Source organism: Streptococcus sp. 27098_8_70 (assembly GCF_041432215.1).
GTDB classification, from domain to species: domain Bacteria; phylum Bacillota; class Bacilli; order Lactobacillales; family Streptococcaceae; genus Streptococcus; species Streptococcus oralis_CP.
Genome location: NZ_JAPVZD010000005.1, coordinates 68,743 through 91,812 on the forward strand (window position 1 = coordinate 68,743; position 23,070 = coordinate 91,812).

The 23,070-nt window shown below is 41.8% G+C and carries 21 protein-coding genes and 1 pseudogene; 2 read left to right on the forward strand and 20 right to left on the reverse strand.

Features of this window, described 5'->3' with window-relative positions; translation table 11 throughout:
- Window positions 1–11: 11 nt before the first annotated feature.
- From O3655_RS08325 to O3655_RS08385, 13 genes are all read right to left on the reverse strand, one after another.
- Window positions 12–674: a hypothetical protein gene (locus O3655_RS08325; RefSeq protein ID WP_042901940.1), complete on the reverse strand. Its 663-nt coding sequence runs from the start codon at window positions 672–674 to the stop codon at window positions 12–14.
- Between the two features lie 2 nt (window positions 675–676).
- Entirely contained in the window at window positions 677–1,345 is a 669-nt protein-coding gene (locus O3655_RS08330; RefSeq protein WP_308697331.1) for a hypothetical protein, read from the reverse strand.
- A 115-nt stretch (window positions 1,346–1,460) separates the two neighbouring features.
- Window positions 1,461–2,129 carry a hypothetical protein gene (locus O3655_RS08335; RefSeq protein WP_308697330.1) on the reverse strand — a complete coding sequence of 223 codons (669 nt, stop codon included), beginning with the start codon at window positions 2,127–2,129 and terminating at the stop codon, window positions 1,461–1,463.
- Window position 2,130: 1 nt separating this feature from the next.
- Window positions 2,131–2,703, reverse strand: coding sequence for a hypothetical protein (locus tag O3655_RS08340; protein ID WP_371641293.1), 573 nt, complete (start codon window positions 2,701–2,703; stop codon window positions 2,131–2,133).
- 311 nt (window positions 2,704–3,014) lie between these two features.
- Window positions 3,015–3,869: a VOC family protein gene (locus tag O3655_RS08345; RefSeq protein WP_308697328.1), complete on the reverse strand. Its 855-nt coding sequence runs from the start codon at window positions 3,867–3,869 to the stop codon at window positions 3,015–3,017.
- Between the two features lie 108 nt (window positions 3,870–3,977).
- Window positions 3,978–5,015, reverse strand: coding sequence for an aldose epimerase family protein (locus O3655_RS08350; protein WP_247954580.1), 1,038 nt, complete (start codon window positions 5,013–5,015; stop codon window positions 3,978–3,980).
- A 145-nt stretch (window positions 5,016–5,160) separates the two neighbouring features.
- Window positions 5,161–6,156 (reverse strand): tagatose-bisphosphate aldolase, encoded by a 996-nt coding sequence (lacD, locus tag O3655_RS08355; RefSeq protein ID WP_025169605.1) that lies wholly within the window; start codon window positions 6,154–6,156, stop codon window positions 5,161–5,163.
- Between the two features lie 10 nt (window positions 6,157–6,166).
- Entirely contained in the window at window positions 6,167–7,333 is a 1,167-nt protein-coding gene (locus tag O3655_RS08360) for an SIS domain-containing protein (RefSeq protein ID WP_084942625.1), read from the reverse strand.
- Window positions 7,334–7,556: 223 nt separating this feature from the next.
- On the reverse strand, window positions 7,557–7,961 hold the full coding sequence (locus tag O3655_RS08365) for a PTS sugar transporter subunit IIA (protein WP_000045700.1): 405 nt from the start codon (window positions 7,959–7,961) through the stop codon (window positions 7,557–7,559).
- 3 nt (window positions 7,962–7,964) lie between these two features.
- A complete protein-coding gene (locus O3655_RS08370) occupies window positions 7,965–8,786 on the reverse strand; it encodes a PTS system mannose/fructose/sorbose family transporter subunit IID (protein WP_000185287.1) in 822 nt (273 codons plus the stop codon).
- Window positions 8,773–9,678, reverse strand: coding sequence for a PTS mannose/fructose/sorbose/N-acetylgalactosamine transporter subunit IIC (locus O3655_RS08375; protein ID WP_000616990.1), 906 nt, complete (start codon window positions 9,676–9,678; stop codon window positions 8,773–8,775). Before O3655_RS08375 ends, O3655_RS08370 begins: the two co-directional genes overlap by 14 nt.
- 26 nt (window positions 9,679–9,704) lie before the next feature.
- Window positions 9,705–10,181, reverse strand: a complete 477-nt coding sequence (locus O3655_RS08380) for a PTS system mannose/fructose/N-acetylgalactosamine-transporter subunit IIB (protein WP_000156968.1) — start codon at window positions 10,179–10,181, stop codon at window positions 9,705–9,707.
- Window positions 10,178–11,965 carry a beta-galactosidase family protein gene (locus O3655_RS08385; protein WP_084849072.1) on the reverse strand — a complete coding sequence of 596 codons (1,788 nt, stop codon included), beginning with the start codon at window positions 11,963–11,965 and terminating at the stop codon, window positions 10,178–10,180. The genes O3655_RS08380 and O3655_RS08385 overlap by 4 nt, the downstream gene beginning before the upstream one ends.
- A gap of 321 nt (window positions 11,966–12,286) precedes the next feature.
- Between O3655_RS08385 and O3655_RS08390 the strand changes: the two genes are divergently transcribed.
- Together O3655_RS08390 and strH are read left to right on the forward strand one after the other, a co-directional pair.
- Window positions 12,287–13,003 carry a GntR family transcriptional regulator gene (locus tag O3655_RS08390; RefSeq protein ID WP_001007181.1) on the forward strand — a complete coding sequence of 239 codons (717 nt, stop codon included), beginning with the start codon at window positions 12,287–12,289 and terminating at the stop codon, window positions 13,001–13,003.
- A gap of 302 nt (window positions 13,004–13,305) precedes the next feature.
- Window positions 13,306–17,061, forward strand: a complete 3,756-nt coding sequence (gene strH, locus O3655_RS08395; protein ID WP_308697327.1) for an LPXTG-anchored beta-N-acetylhexosaminidase StrH — start codon at window positions 13,306–13,308, stop codon at window positions 17,059–17,061.
- A gap of 57 nt (window positions 17,062–17,118) precedes the next feature.
- Here strH and purB read toward each other — a convergent pair whose 3' ends face one another.
- From purB to O3655_RS08430, 7 genes and pseudogenes are all read right to left on the reverse strand, one after another.
- A complete protein-coding gene (gene purB / locus O3655_RS08400; RefSeq protein ID WP_308697326.1) occupies window positions 17,119–18,417 on the reverse strand; it encodes an adenylosuccinate lyase in 1,299 nt (432 codons plus the stop codon).
- 188 nt (window positions 18,418–18,605) lie between these two features.
- Window positions 18,606–20,333, reverse strand: a complete 1,728-nt coding sequence (locus O3655_RS08405) for a serine/threonine-protein kinase (RefSeq protein WP_233848243.1) — start codon at window positions 20,331–20,333, stop codon at window positions 18,606–18,608.
- Between the two features lie 12 nt (window positions 20,334–20,345).
- A pseudogene (locus tag O3655_RS08410) lies at window positions 20,346–20,432 on the reverse strand (phosphoribosylaminoimidazole carboxylase); the annotation flags it as partial.
- A gap of 59 nt (window positions 20,433–20,491) precedes the next feature.
- The gene (locus O3655_RS08415; RefSeq protein ID WP_038804285.1) at window positions 20,492–21,241 is read right to left on the reverse strand and encodes a hypothetical protein; all 750 of its coding nucleotides are present in this window, start codon (window positions 21,239–21,241) and stop codon (window positions 20,492–20,494) included.
- Between the two features lie 6 nt (window positions 21,242–21,247).
- Complete coding sequence (gene purK / locus O3655_RS08420) at window positions 21,248–22,339, reverse strand: 5-(carboxyamino)imidazole ribonucleotide synthase (protein ID WP_308697325.1); 1,092 nt, start codon at window positions 22,337–22,339, stop codon at window positions 21,248–21,250.
- Entirely contained in the window at window positions 22,326–22,814 is a 489-nt protein-coding gene (gene purE / locus O3655_RS08425) for a 5-(carboxyamino)imidazole ribonucleotide mutase (RefSeq protein ID WP_308697324.1), read from the reverse strand. Before purE ends, purK begins: the two co-directional genes overlap by 14 nt.
- Window positions 22,815–22,842: 28 nt before the next feature.
- On the reverse strand, window positions 22,843–22,959 hold the full coding sequence (locus tag O3655_RS08430) for a phosphoribosylaminoimidazole carboxylase (protein WP_084868613.1): 117 nt from the start codon (window positions 22,957–22,959) through the stop codon (window positions 22,843–22,845).
- Window positions 22,960–23,070 lie beyond the last annotated feature (111 nt).

Below are 23,070 nucleotides of genomic sequence, written 5' to 3' on the forward strand. Positions count from 1 at the left end.
ATCCCTCGAGTCTACTCTTCGGATTTTTCTTTTGACTGTTTTTCTCTCAAATCTTTCACAGATTTTGATATGATATCTCTCACCTGTTCATCAGTAAGTCCTGGAATCTGGTAATATGGATTATTGGATTCGCTTTTTGACGGCTTTGTTCCTGAACTTTCGGTTTTAGAACTTTGTTCAGTCGAAGACGAGGATTTCGACTCTGAGGAACTGGATTCTTTGGCCTTAGAGGAGCTAGACGACTCAGACTCAGAAGGCTTGGACGTTTCAGGCGTTTTAGAATCAAGCTTAGGCGGCTTGTTTACTTGGTCGTTCGGCTGTTTCACAGGTTTATAGAATAGCCCAAAAGACAACAGCAAGGCCATCAAGATCCCAATGCCAGCCAAGGTTCTTTTATTGGCTTCAGCCGAGGGAACCTTTACTCCCTTTGTACTGAGTGTTTTCCATTCTGGATGCTCTTTTTCTATGGCTTTTTTCTGTCTCCTAAGAGGAGCAAGTAGAAAATGATTAAAAGGCACAATCGTTACCATAGCTACCGTTACAAGTGGGACATAATTGGAATGACTTGATACCAGTAGAACATCGAGTATAGCGAGAAGGATGAAGAGGAAACGCCCCACAAACTTACGAACTTGATGCTCTTTTTTGATCTGCAAATATCTCTCTTGTGACATTATCATCCTCTCTTTTCTATTTCTTCATTAAATATCACCTTCCCCTGTTCATACTTTCGCACAGCTAAGAACCAGCGAATCGGATTGTTTTGGAATAAGAAAAGGTACAACAAGGCAGGAAAGAGACCTATCAATAATGAAAATAAAATTTGTGCGTCAAATTTCTCCTGATTTATAAATGAATTTATAATATTTAGTATGGTAGCGATTCCTATAAATGCTATAAATAAAATTACTAACTGTATTATTAGAAAAACTATCATTTTCCCAAATGTTGCTTTTTTCTTACTGAAATTTTCCCAAAGCAGATTTGAATAAACGGCTTTCGCAAACTGTTGAGAACTTGCCCCTTGAACCTGTTTCACCTCTTTATACAAGGCTTCTTCCATCATCCATATAAAGCCAAAACAGACAAAGAACTGGGCAACGATATAAGGCGGAACCATCCAGCTGCTGTATCGAAAACCTGAAAAAGCTGGTATAGCGACCATTCCTCCAATTAAACCCAAGAAAATGAAAACCAACATCAAAGGAATAATGGCCTTATTAGTCTTTCTAGCCCCTTCCGTATTCAACAAAACACTCTTATCGGCTACCAGAGCCTGTTTTGTTCGTGTGTTATAGTAAACAGCCTTATCACCGCTCTGTCCAATAAAAATTATTTTTCTCATATAAAATCACCACAGTTTCCACCAATCACTATAATCAGAAACTTCAATTTTGTCATAGGTTTTTGATAAAACATCATCAACCACTGGTAATGGTAATAGCGTTTCTCTCATGTTTCTAGTTCTTCTCTTCCCCAAATAATACTTTCCCCTGCTTGTATTTTCGCACAGCTAAGAGCCAGCGGATTGGGTTGTTTTGGAACAAGAGCAGTACGACACTAATTGGGACGATCGTTGCTCCGATTGGTACCATGAACATAGAGGGCTCAAACCATTCATGCTCATAGTAAGGAATGAAGGTTCCAGGTATGGCAAAGAACACAACAATAACAAAAACAAATAGAAGAACGAGGATAGCAAATAGATACAAGATGATTTTATCGACTGTTGGTTCCTTATCTGGTGACTTCCTCCAAAAAGTACTACTTTCAACCGCATCTTTAAACTGTTCTTCACTTGCTGGGACAAGCGACTTAGCCCCACTGTAGAACAGTTTTTCAAATCCATAAACACTTCCGATAAAAACGAAAAGGATAGCGGCTAGATGGATAGGTGCCATCCACTCACTCAATCTAAAGGGTGCTATCAAGGAACGAATCCAAATACCGATAATAGCAACTAGCAAGAAAGCAAAGAAGATAACCCAAGGCCACTTGGATTTCTTTGAACTGATGGCACCGTCGGTTTCTGACGAGGCGCTAGATTCTGTCGCTAAAGCCTCTCTCGTCTTTGTGTTATAGTAGACGGATTGCTGGCATCCTTGGCCTATATAAATGATTTTTCTCATCTTACATGTCTCCCTCTTTCCCTCGGCTACCGTCCTGTAATGTCTCCATCAGCTCCTTGAACAGTCGTTTGCGTGTTTTCATCCGAAAATCATAAACTATATATGTAAGAATACCAATCCCTAACATGTACATAATTAAAAATTGAAAATCAGAAACAGCCAGATAACGATAGGCTGAAAAAATCGTTATTAAAACAAAAATGTAGCCAACTACTGTCAACGCCCTAAATTTTCTCCTAAGTGTTTTGATATCGGCTTTTGTCAGCCGGACTTTTCTAAATCTATCTATCTTCATGTTGCGTCGGGTAGATTTGGCAAGGAAAATGGTCCCGAAAACCAAAAACAGAGACATCAAGATAAAGAAAATCAGATTGAAAAGGGATGAGATATCTCCAAAGGTTTGGTTGAGCAACTTTGACAGCCGTTGCAAGGAATAGATTGCAATAGGGGCTGCAATGGCTGAATAATTCATGCCTTGTTTTACACCGTAGAATACTTGATTCTTCAGATCATAATAGATAAAATAGTCCTCCAGAGGGCCCATACTAATTAAATTTTTTACACTTGTGTCCATCTTATTACCATTTCCTAAACTCAATACGGATATTCAAACAAAGTTCTACTTTCTCTTAAAAGCATCGTGACAACGATTGCCAGCATTCTAGCCGATTTTGGGTGTTTACCTTCCTAGAGAAAGAAAAGTTTATTAGTATTATAGCATGAACCCCCAGAAAAGGGAAAATATCCCCGGCAGATACCTTTGCTAGATCCAAGAAAGGTTTCGTCATTTCATAAAAAAGCAAACAAGTCCGCATTCTAAAAACAGAATGCGAGCTTGTCCGCCTTTTCATATGTCTCTAAAATAAATAATGTGTTTTCCTAGTTTCATCGTGCCAAGCGAATGCGAGTCACAATCCCATCTGGGTCTACAAGATCCAGTTCACTCGAATTTAGCCACTTGATTGGTGCTTCTAGCTCTTGTGCTTGCTTAACGATGTCCAAGAGTTCTTCCTTGCTTTCGACCTCAAGGACATAGTAGGCCAAGCCTGGCAAGCCTTGCTCACGCGGAGCCAACCCTTTTCCAGCCCATTCGTTGACAGCCAGGTGGTGATGGTACTGACCAGCCGCTATCCAACTAGCACTAGGAATGCTAAATTTATCTTCTAGTCCTAACACCTTTTGATAAAACTGGCTCGCCTCACGACTATCCTTCACCGATAGATGGATATGCCCCATTCTCGTCCCTTCAGCTAGGATAAAGGGATCCACCTTTTCCCCTAACTCATAGATGTCCTGTGCCGCAAGGGCTTCGGTCACACCGATAATGCGACCGTCTTCTCGAATATCCCATGAAGACACTGGCTTATCACGGTAGAGTTCAATGCCATTCCCTTCCAAATCCTCTAGATAAATAGCCTCGCTGTATCCATGATCTGCACCCCCAACCAGAGGAATCCGCAAATCACTTAGGTGTTTCAAGACATCTGCCAAGGCTTTTCGTGTCGGCAACAAAATCGCCAGATGGTAGAGCCCATAATGCTCCCTTACTTCGCCAGACTTTTCTGCCTGAATCAAGTGAACCAAGGCTTTTCGACCAAGTCCCAAAATCGCTTCTGTCTCTGTTTGAGATAAAATTTCCAAGCCAATAATCTGGTGATAAAAAGCCGTTTGACTCGTCAAATCCTTGACATTTAAAACCGCCTCTGCTAGATAAATGTGGCTTTGGTATGCATAAGTCATAGGGTGTCTCCTTTTTTGTTGTAACTTTATGTATTACATCAATTATACACTATTGAGATAAAATGTCAACGAAGACAACTCAAAAGAGCTGGAAACCAGCTCTTCTTTTTATTTTACAACAAGCTCGTAGCGAGTTTTGCTGGTGAAAGTTTCCCCTGCTTTGAGAATGACTTGGTCTTTGAGGTTGCTGTGAATGGCATCTGGTAAAGCTTGCGCTTCAAGGGCAATCCCATTGTGCTGCACCATTGGCTGGCCTCCGATGAGTACGCTCTCATCCACAAAGTTTGCTGTGTAGACCACAAAACAAGGGGCCTCTGTCTTGAAAAGTAGGAAACGACCTGAGTTTTGGTCATAAAGGAAACCAGCATTGTCATGGCCTGCAGGAAGGGCAAATGGGTGATCCAAACCAGATACCAACTGGATTTGCTCATCTTCCTCTGCAAAGATGTCCTTCAACAAAGCTCCATTGTAGATGTGTTTAACCACATCACGAGTAGCATCTGGAGTCTTATCTGGAACACCGTCAGGAGCGATTGGGTAAATGCCCTCCGTATTTAGCTGGAAGACATGGCGGTCAATTGTCTGCGTGAAATCACCAGACAAGTTGAAGTAGCTATGATTAGTTGGATTGACAAGCGTATCCTGATCAGTCGTTACCTTATAGCTGATTTCGTAGGCACCAGTTTCTTCCAAGTGATAGCTGATCCAGATCTTAAGATTACCAGGAAATCCTCCTGTCCCGTCTGTACGCTCTGTGTAGAGGGTTAAGCCATGGTCGCTCACTTCGACCAATTCAAACAAGCTTGAATCCCAACCTGTTGAACCACTGTGGTTACAGTTGCTAGCGTTGTTGACTTCAAGATTATAGGTCTGGTCATTGAGCTCAAATGTTGCACCTGCAATGCGGCCCGCTACAGGACCTACACTTGCTCCATGCTTGGGACTATTGCCTACATAGCTATCAAAATCATCAAAGCCCAAGATCACATTGGCAAAATTCCCAGCCTTGTCAGGCGTGACATAGCGCAAGATGGTCGCACCATAAGTCATAACTTCAAGCTGGTAACCACCATCAGTCTCAAAGCGATAAGCCAAGACATCCTTGCCCTCATGATTTCCAAATACACGCTCTGTGTATGCTTTCATTCTTCTCTCCTTTGATCCATTTCTCTTAAGTAAACAAACCATAGAAAGTGTAGTCACCATCTATGGTTGTAGTTTCTATTTTCAGAATCCTTTGTCAGAAAACCTTAAGTATCTTCTTAACAAAAGGGGTTCTTCTATACTTGTTTTATGCTTCCACACGTTCAGTCCATGAAGTCGCTGTGGTTTGGAGAACTTTGTTCAGTTCGTCAATGTTCTCAAATCCAGTTGTACGCAACCACTCACGAGCTGCTGCTTCACCGTCTTTGATGTAGGCTTCAACTGATCCAGCCCAGGTTGCACGGCCGCAAAGAACTCCGTTGAAGTTTGCGCCTGATTCGTGGGCAAAGACAAGTGTTTCTTGGAAGAGTTTAGCTGACACACCTGCACTCAAGTAGATGTATGGAAGATTTGTTGCTTCATCTTGCGCTTTAAAGAAGGCTGCTGCTTCTTCACGTGTATGCACGATTTCACCATCACCAAATCCTTCAACGTATTTGACGTTAACTGGAACTTCCACTTTCAAGACATCGATGTTGAAGCGTGGGTCTGAGAAGACCTTCATAGCACCAATAACCTTGTGTGGTTTTACTTTTGCGTATTCTGCAGAACCTGCGTCAGCGATTTTTTCATCGTAAGCCAAGATTTCAAGGAAGAATGGAATGTCTTCCGCCACACACTCAGAACCGATGCGTTCGATGTAGGCTTGTTTTTCTTGGTTGAGTTCGTCAGCGCTGTCTACGTCATAGTAAAGCAAGAACTTAACAGCATCTGCACCTTGTTCCTTGATACGTTTTGCAGACCAAACGTCCAAGCAGTCTGGCAAGCGTTTGGTGCTTGTTGTATCGTATCCTGTTTTCTCATAAGCAAGGAGAAGACCAGCATTGGCATCAAGCGCTTTTGTAGCTGGAAGTCCGTACTCAGGGTCAAGGAGCATTGATGATGCGTATTTGGTCAATTCATCTGCAACCAATACTTTAAGTTCTTCCATTTGAGCGACTGTTGGCTCTTCCGTTTGGTATTGAGCCATGAGGCGTTTCAAAGCACCACGTTGGTCAAAGGCAAGAGCTGAGATAATGCCGTTCTCGTCAGAGAGTTTTTGCAAGCAAGCTACTTTATTAGGACTTAATTGTAATTTACTCATAGATACTTCCTTATTTCTGATAGTCATGAATGATAACACCTTGTACCACACGGTTTACTGTACCTGTAGGAGACGGTGTATCTGGTTTGTTTTCCACTTTGAGCGAAGTCAAAAGGGCAAAGAGTTGGGCATAAACGATGTAAGGGAAGACATGGTAAATATCGTTCAAGACACCGCCACAACCAAGGGCTACTTCTTTGACATTTTCAAGACCAAAGGCTTGATCACTCAAAAGCACAACACGACGAGCAATGTGATCACCAGCAACTTCACGAACCAAGTCCAAGTCGTACTTGCGAGTGTAGTCTGACGTTGTGCCAAAGATCAAAACAACTGTATCTTCATTGATAAGAGATTTTGGACCGTGACGGAAGCCGACTGGACTTTCATACATAGTCGCCACCTGACCAGCTGTTAATTCCAAAATCTTGAGCTGAGCTTCATGAGCAAGTCCAAAGAAAGGACCAGCGCCCAGGTAGATAACACGGTTAAAGTCGAGGTCAACCAGTTCTTTAACATCTGCTGCATTGTCTAGAACTTTACGCGCAAGGCTAGTCACAACTTCAAAACGTTGAGCTTTCACAGCAAATTCTGTAGGATCAAAGACCAAGAGAGCTGTCAACATCATAGACGTAAAGCTAGAAGTCATGGCAAATCCAGCGTCATTGGAAGCAGCCGGTTGCAAGAGCAAAAGATTGCGGTCATCGCCATGAGCTTGAAGAGCCAATTTCCCTTCTGCAGCACATGTAATGGTCACTTGATAGAGGTCATCAACCAAGGCTTTAGCCAAATCAACGGTTGCCACACTTTCAGGTGAATTACCGCTACGAGCAAAGGATACAAGGACAGTTGCCACATCTTTTTTCAGATAGGTTTCTGGATTGGCAACAATATCTGTTGTCGCAATAGAATTGAAATTCCATTTGCGCTCGTCATAGACTTCCTTAAAGTAAGGCACCAAGGTATCTCCCACATAAGCAGAAGTCCCAGCACCTGTCAAGATAACCTTAATATAGTCATGTCTATCAGCGATATCTTGCAGAAAGGCTGCAATTTCTTCACATTTCGCTTGATAGGCTTCAAAAGCTTCTTTCCATACATCAGGCTGTTGGTAGATTTCACGAGTCGTGATTTCTGCACCCAGTTCAAGTAATTCTTCTTTTGTGTAATTTAGCATAGAGTTCCTCTAATCTATTGTTGTTTCATTCCTATTGAAAATATGGGAATGGGAGTGACTCCCATTCCCATGTATATTCTATATAAGATGTTCTAACGATTTTCACGTTATCACATCGTATACTCAATGAAAATCAAAGAGCAAACTAGGAAGCTAGCCGCAGGCTGTACTGGAGTACGGCAAGGCGACGCTGACGTGGTTTGAATTTGATTTTCGAAGAGTATTATTCATCTTCGTCATCATCGAAGCCCGCTAACAGATCGTTGACTTTTACAATGCTTTCTGCAGCTCGGCTCTTGTAGTCCGCATCTGCGCCTGTAAGGCTGGCATTGATAAATTCAATCACCATTGGAAGATTCATTCCTGCGTAGAGTTCAATGTCGCGACCTTCCATGATCAAACGGCTTACCACGTTACATGGTGTACCACCGAGAAGGTCCGCAAAGACTAGGAAATCATCCAATCCTTCGATAGCAGCTTCAAATTTTGCAGTAAATTCTTCTGGACCATCTTCTGGAAGAAGGGCCACTGCATGAATGTTGTCCTGTGGACCCATGATCATTTCTGTGCTACCTTTAAGTTCTTCACAGAAACGACCATGACTCACCAAAATTAATGATTTACTCATAAATTATGCGCCCATTCCAAGCAAGAATTTACCGATGAATGAAAGACCTACTGCAAGAACGATAATGATACCGATCGCTTTAGTAGAGTTCATACCTTTCTTACCAAGCAACCAGAAGATAAAGGCAGTAAAGATTGCTGGAAGCAAACGTGGGAAGATTGAGTTCAAGATGTCTTGGAAGTCAATCATCTTTTCACCGATTGGCAATTTGTAAGAAATCTCAAAGTTGATCATTGTTGCTACAAGAGCACCCATCATGAAGACACCAAGTACAGATGCAGCGTCAATCAAAGCTGTCAAAGTACTTTGCATGTTGTTGATAAGGTTAACCCCTTCTTTGTAGGCAAATTCCAATTGTTTCCAACGGAAGATGTCATAAGCAACTGCAACTGCGATCCAAAGGAAGATACCCCATGGTTGGCCAGCGATAGCCATAGTTGCTGCGATAGATCCCATGATAGCAGGTACAAGTGAACCAAAGATTGTATCTCCAAGAGGAGCAAATGGTCCCATCAAACCTGTCTTGATACCGTTAACGGCATCTTTTGAACCCACACCATCTTTTTCTTCCATGGCAAGGTCAAAACCAGCGATAATAGTGTGGAAGAATGGTGAAGTATTGAAGAATTGAGTATGAACTTTCATCATTTCTTTCAATTCAGGAGTTCCATCCCCATACATTTTACGTAATTGTGGCAAGATCATGTAAAGGTAACCAGAAGCTTGCATACGTTCGTAGTTCCAACCTAATTGGAAAGTAAACAAGCTACGTTTGTTGATTTGATTAAAATCTTCTTTTGTTAGTTTGTAATTAGAATTCGTCATCTTCGATTTCCCCACTTTCTGATGGTGTAGAAGGTGCTGCTACAGCAACTTTTTGGCTGTTCTTGAAGTGAACAACTGCAAGGAAGATACCCACGATAGAGATACCGATCATAGACAATCCTTTGAAGTTGTTAACAAAGCCAATTTTTTCAGCAACTTCAGCAGGAAGAGTGCCAATGATTCCAGCAACTGCTCCACCAAGACTTGTTACGTTTGAGTAAAGAACAGTCAACATAGCTGTCAAACCGAATCCCATAGCAAGGTAGTGAAGGTTACGTTTAACTGGAAGGTAACGAAGCAAGATAGCGAATCCAAGACCTGGAAGCATACGACCTGCAAGAGTCAAACCGTCTGCAACCCATTGGTATTCTTTAACAAGGTTTACAACACCTTGTACGAATTCTCCACCGAAAGCAAGGGCGAAGAATACTGGAAGGGCACGAGAAAGAGCCCATGGAATCGCACCAAGTAGGTAGTTGCGTTCGATACCTTTGTAGTCAAAGCGTTCGATCGCAGCATCAATACGGTGTGCAAAGAAAGTAGTTGTCATACGTCCAAGAACGTCGAAGTATGTCAAAAGTGCTGCTACTGGTACAGCGATTGTTGTAATCGCAAGATCTGTATCAATACCTTGAGAGATAGAGAATGCTGTTGCAAGAACCGCACCAGAAGTTGCGTCGATACGAGAAGCACCACCAAAGGTACCAACCCCGAGAACGAACAACTGCAAGCTACCACCGATAAACAAACCAGTTGTCACATCTCCCATGATCAAACCAGTAATGAAACCAGCGAATACAGGGGAACCTGCAGATGAAACGATTGTCAACTCATCACAGATTTGATAAGCTGAGTACAAAGTGAGAAGTAAAATTTGCCACCATTGTATCATAACAATGACCTCCTAAAAATTTTTTCCTATTTTAATAAGCTCAAAAAGTCTGAAACTGGATCATTTGGAACCATTTGAGCAGTGAGTTTCACACCTTTTTCTGCTAGTTTGTGGAAATCTTCCACATCCTTGTCTACCACGTTGATAGAACGTGTGATAGAGCGAGTTTCTGGTGTTTGAGACATATTGCCGACGTTGAGTGTTTCAAGCGGAACACCTGCTTCGACCAAACCAAGGAAACGGTCTGGTTTACGTGCAACGATAAAGAGACGTTGGCTATCGTATTTACCAGCAAGGATATTTGCTGCTGCTTTCTCAACTGGCAAGATACTGAGTTTCACACCTGGTGGTGTCGCAAGTTTCAAACCACTCTTTTCAATATCGTTGTTAACAACTTCGTCGTCTACAACCATAATGCGTGAAACATTTAGTTTTCCAGCCCAAAGATTGGCTACTTGACCGTGGATCAAACGTCCATCGATACGGCATCCTACAATTGTCATAAGTTTTCCCCCTTTATGTGTTTTAGTGTAGGTTTACGAGTTAAATGAATCTCTTCTTTATATTCGCCCTCAGTTTCAAAGATGATGATGCGGTTAGCACCTTCCTTGAGATAGCTATGAGGGATATAAAGTGAGAGGGTCGGGCCGACGTTCCAGAAACGTCCTAAGTGACGCCCGTTGACAAAGGCAACTCCCTTACCAAACTCAGACAAGTCTAAGTAGGTATCCTTCGGCTCTTCGACCGTAAAGTCGAAAGCGTAAAAGGCTGGCTGTCCTTCTGTCCATCCTTTTGAAAAATCAATTTTCTCAGGATTATCCAGTGGCAGTGGATATTGTTTCCAATTCAGTAAGAAATGTAGATCCTTGCAGACACCTGTACGAATTCCTTTACGTTGCGTATCTGCCAAGAACTTATGACCGTAGTTGACACGCCCCATATTTTCGATCAAGATGTCAATTTCTGAAAAGCCTTCTCGATTGCCCTGACAGTAGATATCTTCACCTATCTCTGTCTGGTATTGAGTAGCAATCCATTGACCATCTACAAAGAGTTGAGCTCGGTCACGTCCATCGATGATACGGAGACGTTCCTCTTCTGCATCCCAACTTGCCTCAGTGCGGTAGAGAAGGTAGCCATAGCTTTGACCAAGTTCTTCCATCGCTTTTGGATAGAGGCTTTCAGTTGGACTAGAGAGACTATCCAGGGTTTCAAACAAGGAAACTTTTTCGACCAATGGAATGGACCCTATCTCCATGCTTTCCTTATAGAGTGGTTCCAACTGTGGATACTCTGGGAAGTGGGTTGCCATCATCTTCTTGACTGCTAGGTATTTAGCAGTTGGATTTCCTTCTTCATCCAGAAGGGCATCATAGTCGTAAGATGTGACTTGTGGCAAATCCAGAGTTCCTCGAGCCGAGCAACCATTCATGAAACCAAAGTTTGTACCACCATGGAACATGTAAAGGTTGATAGAGCCTTGCTCCAATACCTCTCGAACAGCTTCTGCCAATTCTTTAGGATCACGAGTGATGATGGGTTCTTTCCAACGGTTGAACCAACCATCCCAGAATTCCATACACATGAGGGGCCATTTCTTGCCATGCTCATCAAAGAATTCCTGCATCTGTGAAAAGTTGTACGGAGCTTTAGAACCGAAGTTTCCTGTCACAAAGAGATCGTCTTCGATCAAGGTTCCGGCTTTCAGAGTAGCCCTCCATGGGCCATCTGAAGTAAAGAGTGGGCAATCAATCCCTCGGTCTTCCATCAATTTCCGAATTGCTCGTAGATAAGACTTATCTTCTCCATAAGAGCCATATTCATTTTCGACTTGCATCATAAGAATGTTTCCACCATTATCCAACAAGCGAGGCACAAGCCTTGGCAATAATTGGTCATAATAGCGAGCAACAGCCTCGATGTAGGCCGGGTCGGACGAGCGAATTCGCATGTCCTTTGTCAAGAGCCAAGCCGGCAAGCCACCAAATTCCCATTCCGCACAGATAAATGGAGACGGGCGTACAATGGCATAGAGACCTAGATCTTGTGCAATTTGAAGAAATCTCTCCAAATTTCTGGCACCTTCAAAATCAAACTCCCCTTCAACAGGTTCGTGTAAATTCCAAGCCACATAGGTCTCGACTGTATTAAAGCCAAGCGCCTTTAAGTTATAGAGAGAATGATACCAATCCTCTGCTGGAATCCTAAAATAATGAATGGCGCCGGACAAAATCTTGAACGGTTTTCCGTCTAAATAGAAATCGTCCTCAATTTTAAATCTGGTCATGTTATTACCTCTGACGAATTAAGTTTGCGCTTTCATTTATTATAATATTAACTATAATCAAATCTTTTGCATTTGTCAATAGGTTTTAGAAAATTATTTAAAATTTTTCTATTTTTTTACTTACCGTTTACCGAAATTATCTAAAAATAGCATGAAAACGATCTTTTTATGTATGATAATTCACAAGAACATCAAATGAATTTTTTTACATGTAAAATAACATTTTTAGTCTATTATTTTAATTTTTTGACCTTAATACTACTCTTTTCTTTATATTTGTGGTAAAATCAAAATTGGAGAAAGAGAATCGAGGTGAAATTTATGGCTATTCCTAAATACCAATATATTAAAGATGAATTAAAAAACAAAATCATCTCTGGTCAATTTGCAAGTGGAGATAAATTTTATACAGAAGCCGAATTGATCGCGATGTACGATGTGAGTTCAATCACAGTTGTTCGTGCCTTGAATGACCTTGCTAAAGACGGCTACATTGTCCGCCAACAAGGTAAAGGTACTTTCGTTTCACGTGCCCGTAAGCACAAACTCGTTGAGTTTTCAGATGTCGAAATCTTTGAAACAAAAGACGATAAAGTTACTGTCCTTTCTATCGAGCGCGGAAACAAACTTGAATATTTAGATAAACTTGGACTACGTGGAGATCAATTCTACTATAAGATTGAACGTATTCGTCAGACAAACGATGTGACATACATCTACCACACATCTTATATTCCTGAGCAATACATCAATGCCAACTATCCAAATCTTGACTATTATAGCTCTATCTATACACGTTTCAAATTGGATTACCGCATTCACATGAGTGATGAACATTTTGAGGAAATCAACGAAATCGCATTCCCAACTCCAGAGCATGCTGCTTCTGTACTCGGAATCGATACACAATTCCCAACTGTCTTCCAAACGAAGACTACAAAACTTGAGGCCACTGGCCAAGTCCTTGCCTATAGTGAAACTTATAAGCGAGCAGACTACTACAAAATCAAATTCATCTCATGTAACCGAGGTCATTAAGAAAAAGCCTGAGCCTAGCTCAGGCTTTTTCTATATTCATTATAGCACGAGAAAGAAGTTGTGAAAACGCTATGAAGGGCTCTTATTTAATTAGTAGCATTTTTACTAAAAACAAGGTAAAATTTCGTTTGGTTTTTCCTCGGCTTTATCCCTTATTAGCAAATTTCTCCTAAATCTTATGATTTCCTCTATTTATTATAGTTCTTATATAAACCCACTTGACATTTTACTCCTTAGATAATAAAATAAAATTGGTTTTATGTAAACGCTATCATATATGATAATAACAAGGAGGTTTTGTCATGAAACTAGAAAAGAAACAGCGCTTCTCCATCCGTAAATACGCGGTTGGGGCAGCTTCTGTACTTATAGGATTTGCTTTTAGCGCCCAAGTCGTATCTGCCGACGGGATTACTCCAGCTCCAACAGCTGAAGAAACTGTCCAAACGATTCAGGAGAGTCCTCAAGCAGTCAAAGAAGCTGTAGACTCCAAGGTTCCAGAAAAACTGGAAGAAAAAGCTGACGAGCCTGTAAAAGAGGAGGTCAAAGAAGACAAGGAGGCTCCTCGAACAGTTGCTCCAAAAACAGAAGAGTCAAGCGCACCAGTTGTGACAGAAAATGCTGCTCCAACTCCTACTGCCGAGAAAGAAAGCCCTGCCCCAGCTGAAACTCCTGCCGAAAGTACTCCTTCAGAAAAGAAAAATGAAGCTGTCACACCTGCAGTAGCCACTCCTAGCACGGAACGAGCAGCTCAGGTAAATGAAAAACTGGCAAAACGAAAAATGATCTCAATCGATGCTGGACGCAAGTACTTCTCTCCAGACCAACTAAAAGAAATCATCGACAAAGCCAAACACTACGGTTATACTGATCTTCATCTACTAGTTGGAAATGATGGCATGCGTTTTATGTTGGACGACATGACGATCAAAGCCAATGGCAAAACCTATGCAAGTGACGATGTCAAACGTGCACTCGAAAATGGAACCAATGCCTACTACAAAGATCCAAACGGCAACCATTTGACAGAGAGTCAGATGACGGACTTGATCAACTATGCTAAAAACAAAGGCATTGGTCTCATCCCAACTGTAAACAGCCCTGGTCACATGGATGCGATTTTGCATGCCATGAAAGAACTAGGTATCCAAAAACCGAACTTCAACTACTTTGGTAAGGAATCTGCTCGTACCGTTGACCTTGATAACAAAGAAGCTCTTGCATTTACCAAAGCTCTGATCGACAAGTATGCTGCTTACTTCGCTGGCAAAACTGACATCTTCAACATCGGGCTAGACGAGTACGCCAATGATGCTACAGACGCTAAAGGCTGGAGCGTTCTTCAAGCCTATAAATGGTATCCAGAAGATGGATTCCCAGACAAGGGTTATGATAAATTTATCGCCTACGCCAACGACCTTGCTCGCATCGTCAAATCTCACGGCCTCAAACCAATGGCCTTTAACGATGGTATCTACTATAATAGCGACACTAGCTTTGGAACCTTTGACAAAGACATCATCGTTTCTATGTGGACTGGTGGATGGGGCGGATACGACGTCGCTTCTTCTAAACTTCTAGTTGAAAAAGGCCACCAAATCCTTAATACCAACGATGCTTGGTACTACGTCCTCGGACGAAATGCCGATGGCCAAGGATGGTATAACCTCGACCAAGGACTCAATGGTATCAAGAACACTCCAATCACTTCTGTACCAAAATCTGATGGGGCTACTATCCCGTTCATCGGGGGTATGGTAGCTGCTTGGGCGGACACCCCATCTGCACGCTATTCACCATCACGCCTCTTCAAACTCATGCGTAGCTTCGCAAATGCCAATGCTGAATACTTCGCAGCTGACTATGAGTCTGCTGAGCAAGCCCTGAAAGAAGTGCCAACAGACCTTAACCGCTATACTGCAGAAAGTGTCGCAGCTGTAAAAGAAGCTGAAAAAGCTATTCGCTCACTCGATAGCAACCTCAGTCGCGCCCAACAAGACACGATTGACCAGGCAATCGCGAAACTCCAAGAAGCTGTCAGCAATTTGACCTTCACACCAGAAGCTCAAAAAGAAGAAGACGCGAAACGTGAAGTTGAAAAACTTGCCAAGAACAAGGTAATCTCTATCGATGCTGGACGTAAGTACTTCACACTTGACCAACTCAAACGCATCGTAGACAAGGCGAGCGAACTCGGCTACTCTGATGTGCATCTTCTCCTAGGAAATGATGGACTTCGCTTCCTCCTTGATGACATGACTATCACAGCTAACGGAAAAACTTATGCAAGTGATGATGTCAAAAAGGCTATCATAGAAGGAACAAAAGCTTACTACGATGATCCAAACGGAACCACTCTTAGTCAAGCTGAAATCACTGAATTGATCGAGTACGCAAAATCAAAAGGCCTCGGACTCATCCCAGCAATCAACAGCCCAGGTCACATGGATGCCATGCTCGTTGCTATGGAAAAACTTGGAATCAAGAATCCTCAAGCCAACTTTGACAAGGTATCCAAAACAACCATGGACCTTGAAAACGAAGAGGCGATGAACTTTGTCAAAGCCCTCATCGGCAAGTACATGGACTTCTTTGCAGGCAAGACAAAGATCTTCAACTACGGTACAGACGAATATGCCAATGATGCTACCAACGCCCAAGGCTGGTACTACCTCAAATGGTATGGACTCTATGGCAAGTTTGCTGAGTACTCTAACACCCTTGCTGCCATGGCCAAAGAAAGAGGCCTTCAGCCAATGGCTTTCAACGATGGTTTCTACTACGAGGACAAGGATGATGTTGAGTTTGACAAGGATGTCATCATCTCTTACTGGTCTAAGGGATGGTGGGGTTACAACCTTGCGACGCCTCAGTACCTAGCAAGCAAAGGCTATAAACTCCTCAACACAAACGGAGACTGGTACTACGTCCTAGGCAATCACAAACCAGACGAAGCCTACCCACTATCAAAGGCGATTGAAAACTCTGGCAAAGTGCCATTTAACCAGCTTGCATCTACCAAGTATCCAGAAGTAGACCTTCCAACCGTCGGAAGCATGCTTGCTATCTGGGCAGACAAACCAAGTGCTGAGTACAAGGAAGAAGAAATCTTTGAACTCATGACTGCCTTTGCAGACCATAACAAAGACTACTTCCGCGCTAACTACAATGCACTCCGTGAGGAACTTGCTCAAATCCCTACTAACTTGGAGGGATACAGCAAGGAAAGCTTGGATGCTCTAAATGCAGCTAAAGAAGCTCTCAACTACAACCTCAACCGTAACAAACAAGCCGAGTTAGACGCTCTTGTTGCTAAACTCAAAGCAGCCCGCCTAGGCCTTAAACCAGCAGCAACCCACTCAGGAAGCCTCGATGAAAACGAACTAGCTGCCAATGTTGAAACCAAACCGGAACTCATCACAAGAGCAGAAAAGATTCCATTTGAAGTTATCAAGAAGGAAAATCCGAACCTCCCAGCTGGTCAGAAAAAGATTATCACACCTGGTGTAGAGGGCGAACGCACTCATTACATCTCTGTCCTTACTGAAAATGGGAAACAAACAGAAACGGTTCTAGATAGCCAAGTAACCAAAGAACCTGTGACCCAAGTGGTTGAAATCGGCGCCCCTATTACGCACAAAGGGGATGAACACGGTCTTGCTCCAGCCGCAGAGGCAAAACCAAGACTGGACATCCAAGAGGAAGAGATTCCGTTCACTACCGTAACACGTGAAAATCCACAATTACCTCTCGGACAAACGCAAGTCGTCGTTGCTGGTGTAAATGGTCGCCGTACGATTTTCTACTCTGTCAGCACCACTGCTGACGGCAAGGAAGAAAGAACCCTTGTCAATAGTGCGGTATCGCAGGAAGCGGTCGCTCAGGTGGTCGAAGTCGGAACTGCCGTTGAGAAAGCTGAGCAAGCTGAAACAACTACTAGCAAAGCAGATGAAAAACAACTCCCTGCAACAGGAAGTCAAGACTCTGCAGGCTTGGTCGCAGCAGGACTCATGGCCACGCTAACAGCCTACGGACTCACTAAAAGAAAAGAAGATTAAATCCCTTCGATAAGCATACAAAAAAGCGAGATTAAATCTCGCTTTTTATTGTTAGGATTAATCACCGAGTCCGATACGTTCAAAGATATCATCTACTCGTTTGGTGTAGTAAAGAGGGTTGAAGATTTCATCGATCTCCTCTTGAGTCAGGCGTGATGTCACTTCTGGATCTGCTTCGAGAAGCGGTTTAAAGTCTACTTGGTTATCCCAAGAGTAGGCTGTTTTTGGTTGCACCAAGTCATAGGCTTGCTCACGCGTCATGCCTTTTTCGATCAAGGTCAACATAGCACGCTGGCTAAAGATAAGACCAAACGTAGAATTCATGTTGCGGATCATGTTTTCTGGGAATACCGTCAAGTTCTTGACGATATTTCCAAAACGGTTGAGCATGTAGTCGATCAAAATGGTTGTATCTGGTGTGATGATACGCTCAGCTGATGAGTGAGAAATGTCGCGTTCGTGCCAGAGAGCCACATTTTCATAAGCTGTCACCATATGGCCACGGATAACACGCGCAAGACCTGTCATGTTTTCAGAACCGATAGGGTTGCGTTTGTGAGGCATTGCTGAAGAACCTTTTTGCCCCTTGGCAAAGAACTCTTCCACTTCACGTTGCTCAGATTTCTGCAAACCACGGATCTCAGTCGCCATACGCTCGATAGAAGTCGCGATGCTGGCAAGAACTGCAAAGTACTCAGCATGAAGGTCACGAGGAAGGACCTGGGTAGAGATTTCTTGAGCACGGATACCCAATTTGTCGCAGACGTATTGCTCTACAAATGGTGGGATGTTGGCAAAGTTCCCAACCGCACCAGAAATCTTACCTGCTTCCACTCCAGCAGCCGCATGCTCGAAACGCTCGATATTGCGCTTCATTTCGCTGTACCAAGTCGCCAATTTAAGACCAAAAGTTGTCGGTTCAGCGTGCACACCGTGGGTACGCCCCATCATGATGGTGAACTTGTGTTCCTTAGCCTTGTCAGCAATGATGTTGGTGAAGTTTTCAAGGTCACGACGGATGATGTCGTTGGCTTGCTTGTAGAGGTAACCGTAGGCCGTATCCACCACGTCGGTAGAAGTCAAACCATAGTGAACCCACTTGCGCTCCTCACCAAGAGTCTCAGAAACTGCACGTGTGAAGGCCACCACATCGTGGCGAGTCTCTTGTTCAATCTCTAAAATACGGTCGATGTCAAAGTCCGCTTTTTCACGAATCAAAGCCACATCTTCCTTAGGGATTTCTCCCAACTCAGCCCATGCCTCGTCAGCCAAGATTTCCACCTCAAGCCAAGCACGGTATTTATTTTCTTCACTCCAAATGTTCGCCATCTCAGGGCGGCTATATCTTTCAATCATGTTTAAGATATTAAGGGCGTTAAGCGGACACAGTCAAAATAGGAGTTTAGACTAAGAAGCGTCAGCTTCTAGGAAAACTATCTTTTTGACCAAATCCGTACCCCGTATTCAGTTTTAAAGGATACGGAGCCCTTATTCCTTTCTATATTTTTAGTTTATTTTGAGCGTTTAAATAACTGTTGAAAATTTTAATTTATTTTCTTAAGACCAAGTACCTTTGCCAAAAGTGAATCAATATCCCAAGAGATGCTTAAATCCACAATAATTTCACCATCAATGACTCTAAACTTTTGAATAATATCATCATTAAAATCTAACCACAAACTACGATTTGATTCTATTTTGTTTCTTGCAAAATCTTTAAAATTTTCAAATTGATGTTCATTTGCAAATATAAATCTGATAGTTTCATCATCAAGATAATCATATGACACATCCCACCTGTTTGCAAGCTCTTGGCAAATCAATTTAATACTTTCAGATTGTTTTTTATCGAATGCAGTATCTCTTCTATACAAAAATGACTCTGTCTCATTGCCAGCTACCGCTCTATCCCAATTTATCAAAATATTGTCTTCTAATTCACTCTGTTCAATACCCAGTTCTAATAAAAATATCCTTAACCAAAGTATTGGTGCATCTTCTATGTGGTAAAACAGATTATCATACATCCATTTTTCATCTTCAATTTGTGTTAGAATCTCTTCAGCATGATAATCTAGACATGCTGAAAAATATTTTTTTATTTGTCCATAAATCCTACCTGAAATCATATATATATTGAGAACTGCCTCTAATCTATCATGAAGACCTTTATACTCACTTTCGTTTAGAAATGAAAGTCTTGGCCCCTCTGGATATGCAGTTTCATAAATAAATTTTTTTCGACAAACATCCAAAATTTTATAACCAGCAGCTAAATTTTTTAAATAAGGAGAAACACTAAAACTAATGTTTTTATGATAATTTAACTCATACTGTTTAGTGATATCATCATCTAGCTTAAATTTAGTCGCAAAATAAACATCTTTACTAGCTTGACTTAAAATACTTCCTAGTTCTTCTGGAGATAAATCTTCTGGAGATCCGTCCGTCAAATCACAACTAAGGTAATCTAAGTCTTCAAACAGAGTTTCTCTAGCCTCTTTCAACAAACTTAAAGCACAATTGATACCTATTCTTTTTTCAGCATCTTGCCTTAACATCTTTTTGACTATATTGTCAAGTTCAAATAAAAACGGATACTCATCACTTATTAACCGAGGATTGTCACCGTGAGCGACTCTCTTAGTAAAGCACTCATTAATAATTAGTCCAAATGAATAAATGTCTGCTGCTTGAGTCACATTTTGAGCATTACCTTTAATATATTGTTCAGGAGCCAGATATACTCTGTTATTTAACAAATCATTTTTCTTAGTTAGATTAGAATCCTTAAAATGTGCAATACCAAAATCCGTTAAAACTAAATGTCCGTCATCTGCCGCAACCAATACGTTTTCTGGCTTTAAATCCCTGTGTATAATACCTTTGCTATGAATGTACTTTAAAGCTTCTCCCAGTTCAATGATAATGTTAAAAATCTGCTCATAATCTAATAATTGGGGAATGATCTTTTTTAAATCATTTTCATAGAATGGCATAACACTGTACTGAACTTCTCCACCATCAATCAATAATTCTCCATAAATAGGTTTTATAATATTGTGATGATTTAATTTTTGAACACTTTCAATTTCCTGTTTATATCTTTTAATTCTATCCGTTCTTAAATCTTTAATAACTTTGATAGCATAAAGATTTTGTCCTTTTTCTGCTTTGTATACAGTACCTTCGCCACCTTCTTTTGGATCTTCATCACTAACAGTATAACCAAGATTTAAAAATTCTTTTTGTAATTTTTTTAATTTCACCATTTATTCAAACCCTTATTTTTCAATCCACACAGATGGATAGCGATCTAATGTATTCAAATCTGTATACAGCGGTAAATCATAAATTACTGCAATCCTATCCCTTTCGACGAAAATAAAAAATACGTTAATCCATAAAAACTAAATTTATTCAATACTTTCTATTTACTGACAATATAGTCACAAATATGAATATTTTTAGCAACTTCAGGATAGTCTACCCCAAAATACTTTCGATTGATACTACAATATCCTTTGCCATCAACTTTATAAATATACTTACACACTTCTCCTGAAAGTGTTGTAAAGAATAAAGTGATCGTCTCTGGAACGTGATTAAAATTAGGCTTGTTACCTAAGATATGTTGATGTATCTCTTCTTGATGTGCTTTCGAGATTACATATAATCTTTGCTCCGCATTTAATTTTGGTATCAGCTCACCGTCCAAACTTTCCCCAAATAAGATGCGAATATTAAATATAGGTTGATTGTTAACAATTTCAAGAGATAAAATTTTATCTCTTTTATCCTTATTAGAATAAGATTCTTCAAAACTATTAGCTGCTACATACTGTTTGTTATTTTCTGATTTTCTTAGATGAAACCAATATTTATCATCAAAATATACTCTACAGTTTGGCTTGATAAGCTGATAATCATTGCTTAAAATCAACTCTGGTCGATACTTACGTAATTCCTTTTCTTCTTCGAGCGATAATTGTAGATGAACAACAATCAATGAGATTACAATTCCAGCGACACTTCCATAAAAACTCAACCAATCACCTAATTTGGAATTCAAATAATTGGAAAAAGTTCCGATAACAACTGAGAAAAAGGGACCAGATGCCATCACTAGTAACAATAAACATATCAATTGTTTTGTGTTATTTTTAAAATATTTTTTCATATTTCCTTAAAAATCAATCCCTTCCCCAAACTCTTCCACACTATCCGGCGCATCACTAAACAAAGTCACATGTCCCATCTTGCGGTTGTGCTTCGCTTCTATTTTACCATACATGTGGAGGTGGGCGCTTGGATTTTCTGTGACATATGTTTCAGCGGCCTCGACATGCTGGCCGAGAACGTTGAGCATAACGGCTGGGGCATGCAATTGGATAGCTGGCATTGGTGCTCCGAGAACACCTAAAATGTGGGTGTCAAACTGAGAGAAGTCGCAGGCTTCGATTGAGTAGTGTCCTGAGTTATGTGGGCGTGGGGCGATTTCATTGACAATGATGTCATCTGCCGTCGCAAACATTTCCACGCAAAGAGTTCCAGACAAGTTGAGTTGTTCTGCGATTCGAACCGCCATAGCTTTGGCCTTGGCTGCTAGACTTTCTGAAATGCGAGCAGGCACGATGGTCTTGGACAGGATATTGTTGCGATGGATATTTTCCTGAACTGGGAAAACCGTCACGTCCTTGCCATTTCCTGATACGATGACAGAAATCTCAAGGTCAAAATTGACAAATTCTTCCAAGACACAGTCAGCTGAATCTGCTAGTTCATAGGCTTCTTCCAAGTCTGCTTCTGAACGAATGACTTTTTGTCCATGCCCATCGTATCCACCAGTCGCAGTCTTGAGGACATAGTTTTTAGAAAGGTCAATATCTGCCAAATCTTGACTTGAAGTCACAACCTTGTAGGGTGCAACCGTCACTTGAGCCTTGTTCGAGAGAAAGTCCTTTTCAAAAATCCGATTTTGCGAAATGCGGAGCAGGTCTGTTCCTTGAGGTAGCTGTCCATCCTTGATGACAGCATCCAGACCGTCAGCATCGACATTTTCAAACTCATAGGTGAGGACATCGCAACGCTCAGCCAGCTGACGAAGGGCATCCACATCGTTATAAGGCGCCACAATGATTTCCGCCACACGAGAGGCTGGGCAATCCGCAGCAGGATCCAACGCGATAACCTTGTGCCCCATGTAGATAGCAGAAATGGCCATCATCTGACCAAGCTGACCGCCACCGATGATTCCGATTGTTTTAGATGAGCTCATTTGTAGACTCCTCTGCGATTTTTCCTTGCTCTTCTGCGAAATCAGCCAATGCTGTCGCAATGGCCTGGTCCTCTACTGACAGGAGACGGAGGGCAAAGAGGGCCGCATTTGTCGCTCCTGCTTCACCGATAGCCATAGTCGCAACAGGCACGCCACCCGGCATCTGCACGATAGAGTAGAGCGAGTCCACGCCACTAAGGGCGCGCGATTTGACAGGCACCCCGATGACAGGAAGGGTTGTTTTGGCTGCGACCATACCTGGCAAATGAGCTGCGCCACCAGCACCTGCGATAATGACCTTGATGCCGCGACTGCGGGCTTCTTCTGCATGCTGAAACATGAGGTCAGGCGTGCGATGGGCAGAGACGACTTTCTTTTCGTAGGCTACACCGAAGCGGTCTAGGATTTCGGCGGCTTTTTGCATGGTTGCCCAGTCAGATTTTGAGCCCATGATGATGGAAATTACTGGCTTCATTTCTTCTCCTTTTTCTTTCTTTCAACAATCACCTTAGGTTGTGAGGGACGGTAGCAGCCACCAAAGGTGTCTCATGCCTAAATCGGAAGCCCAAGGTCTTTCGATTTCCCTGAACGATTGGCTTATAATCCAATCGTTCTTTCACAACAGCGGTGATTGCTCTATATCAGCTCGCTAATGCTCGCAATCAAACGACCATTAACGTATTTTGTGAATTTTTATTTTTCTTTTTAATAATCGTCTAATGTAGTGCGGA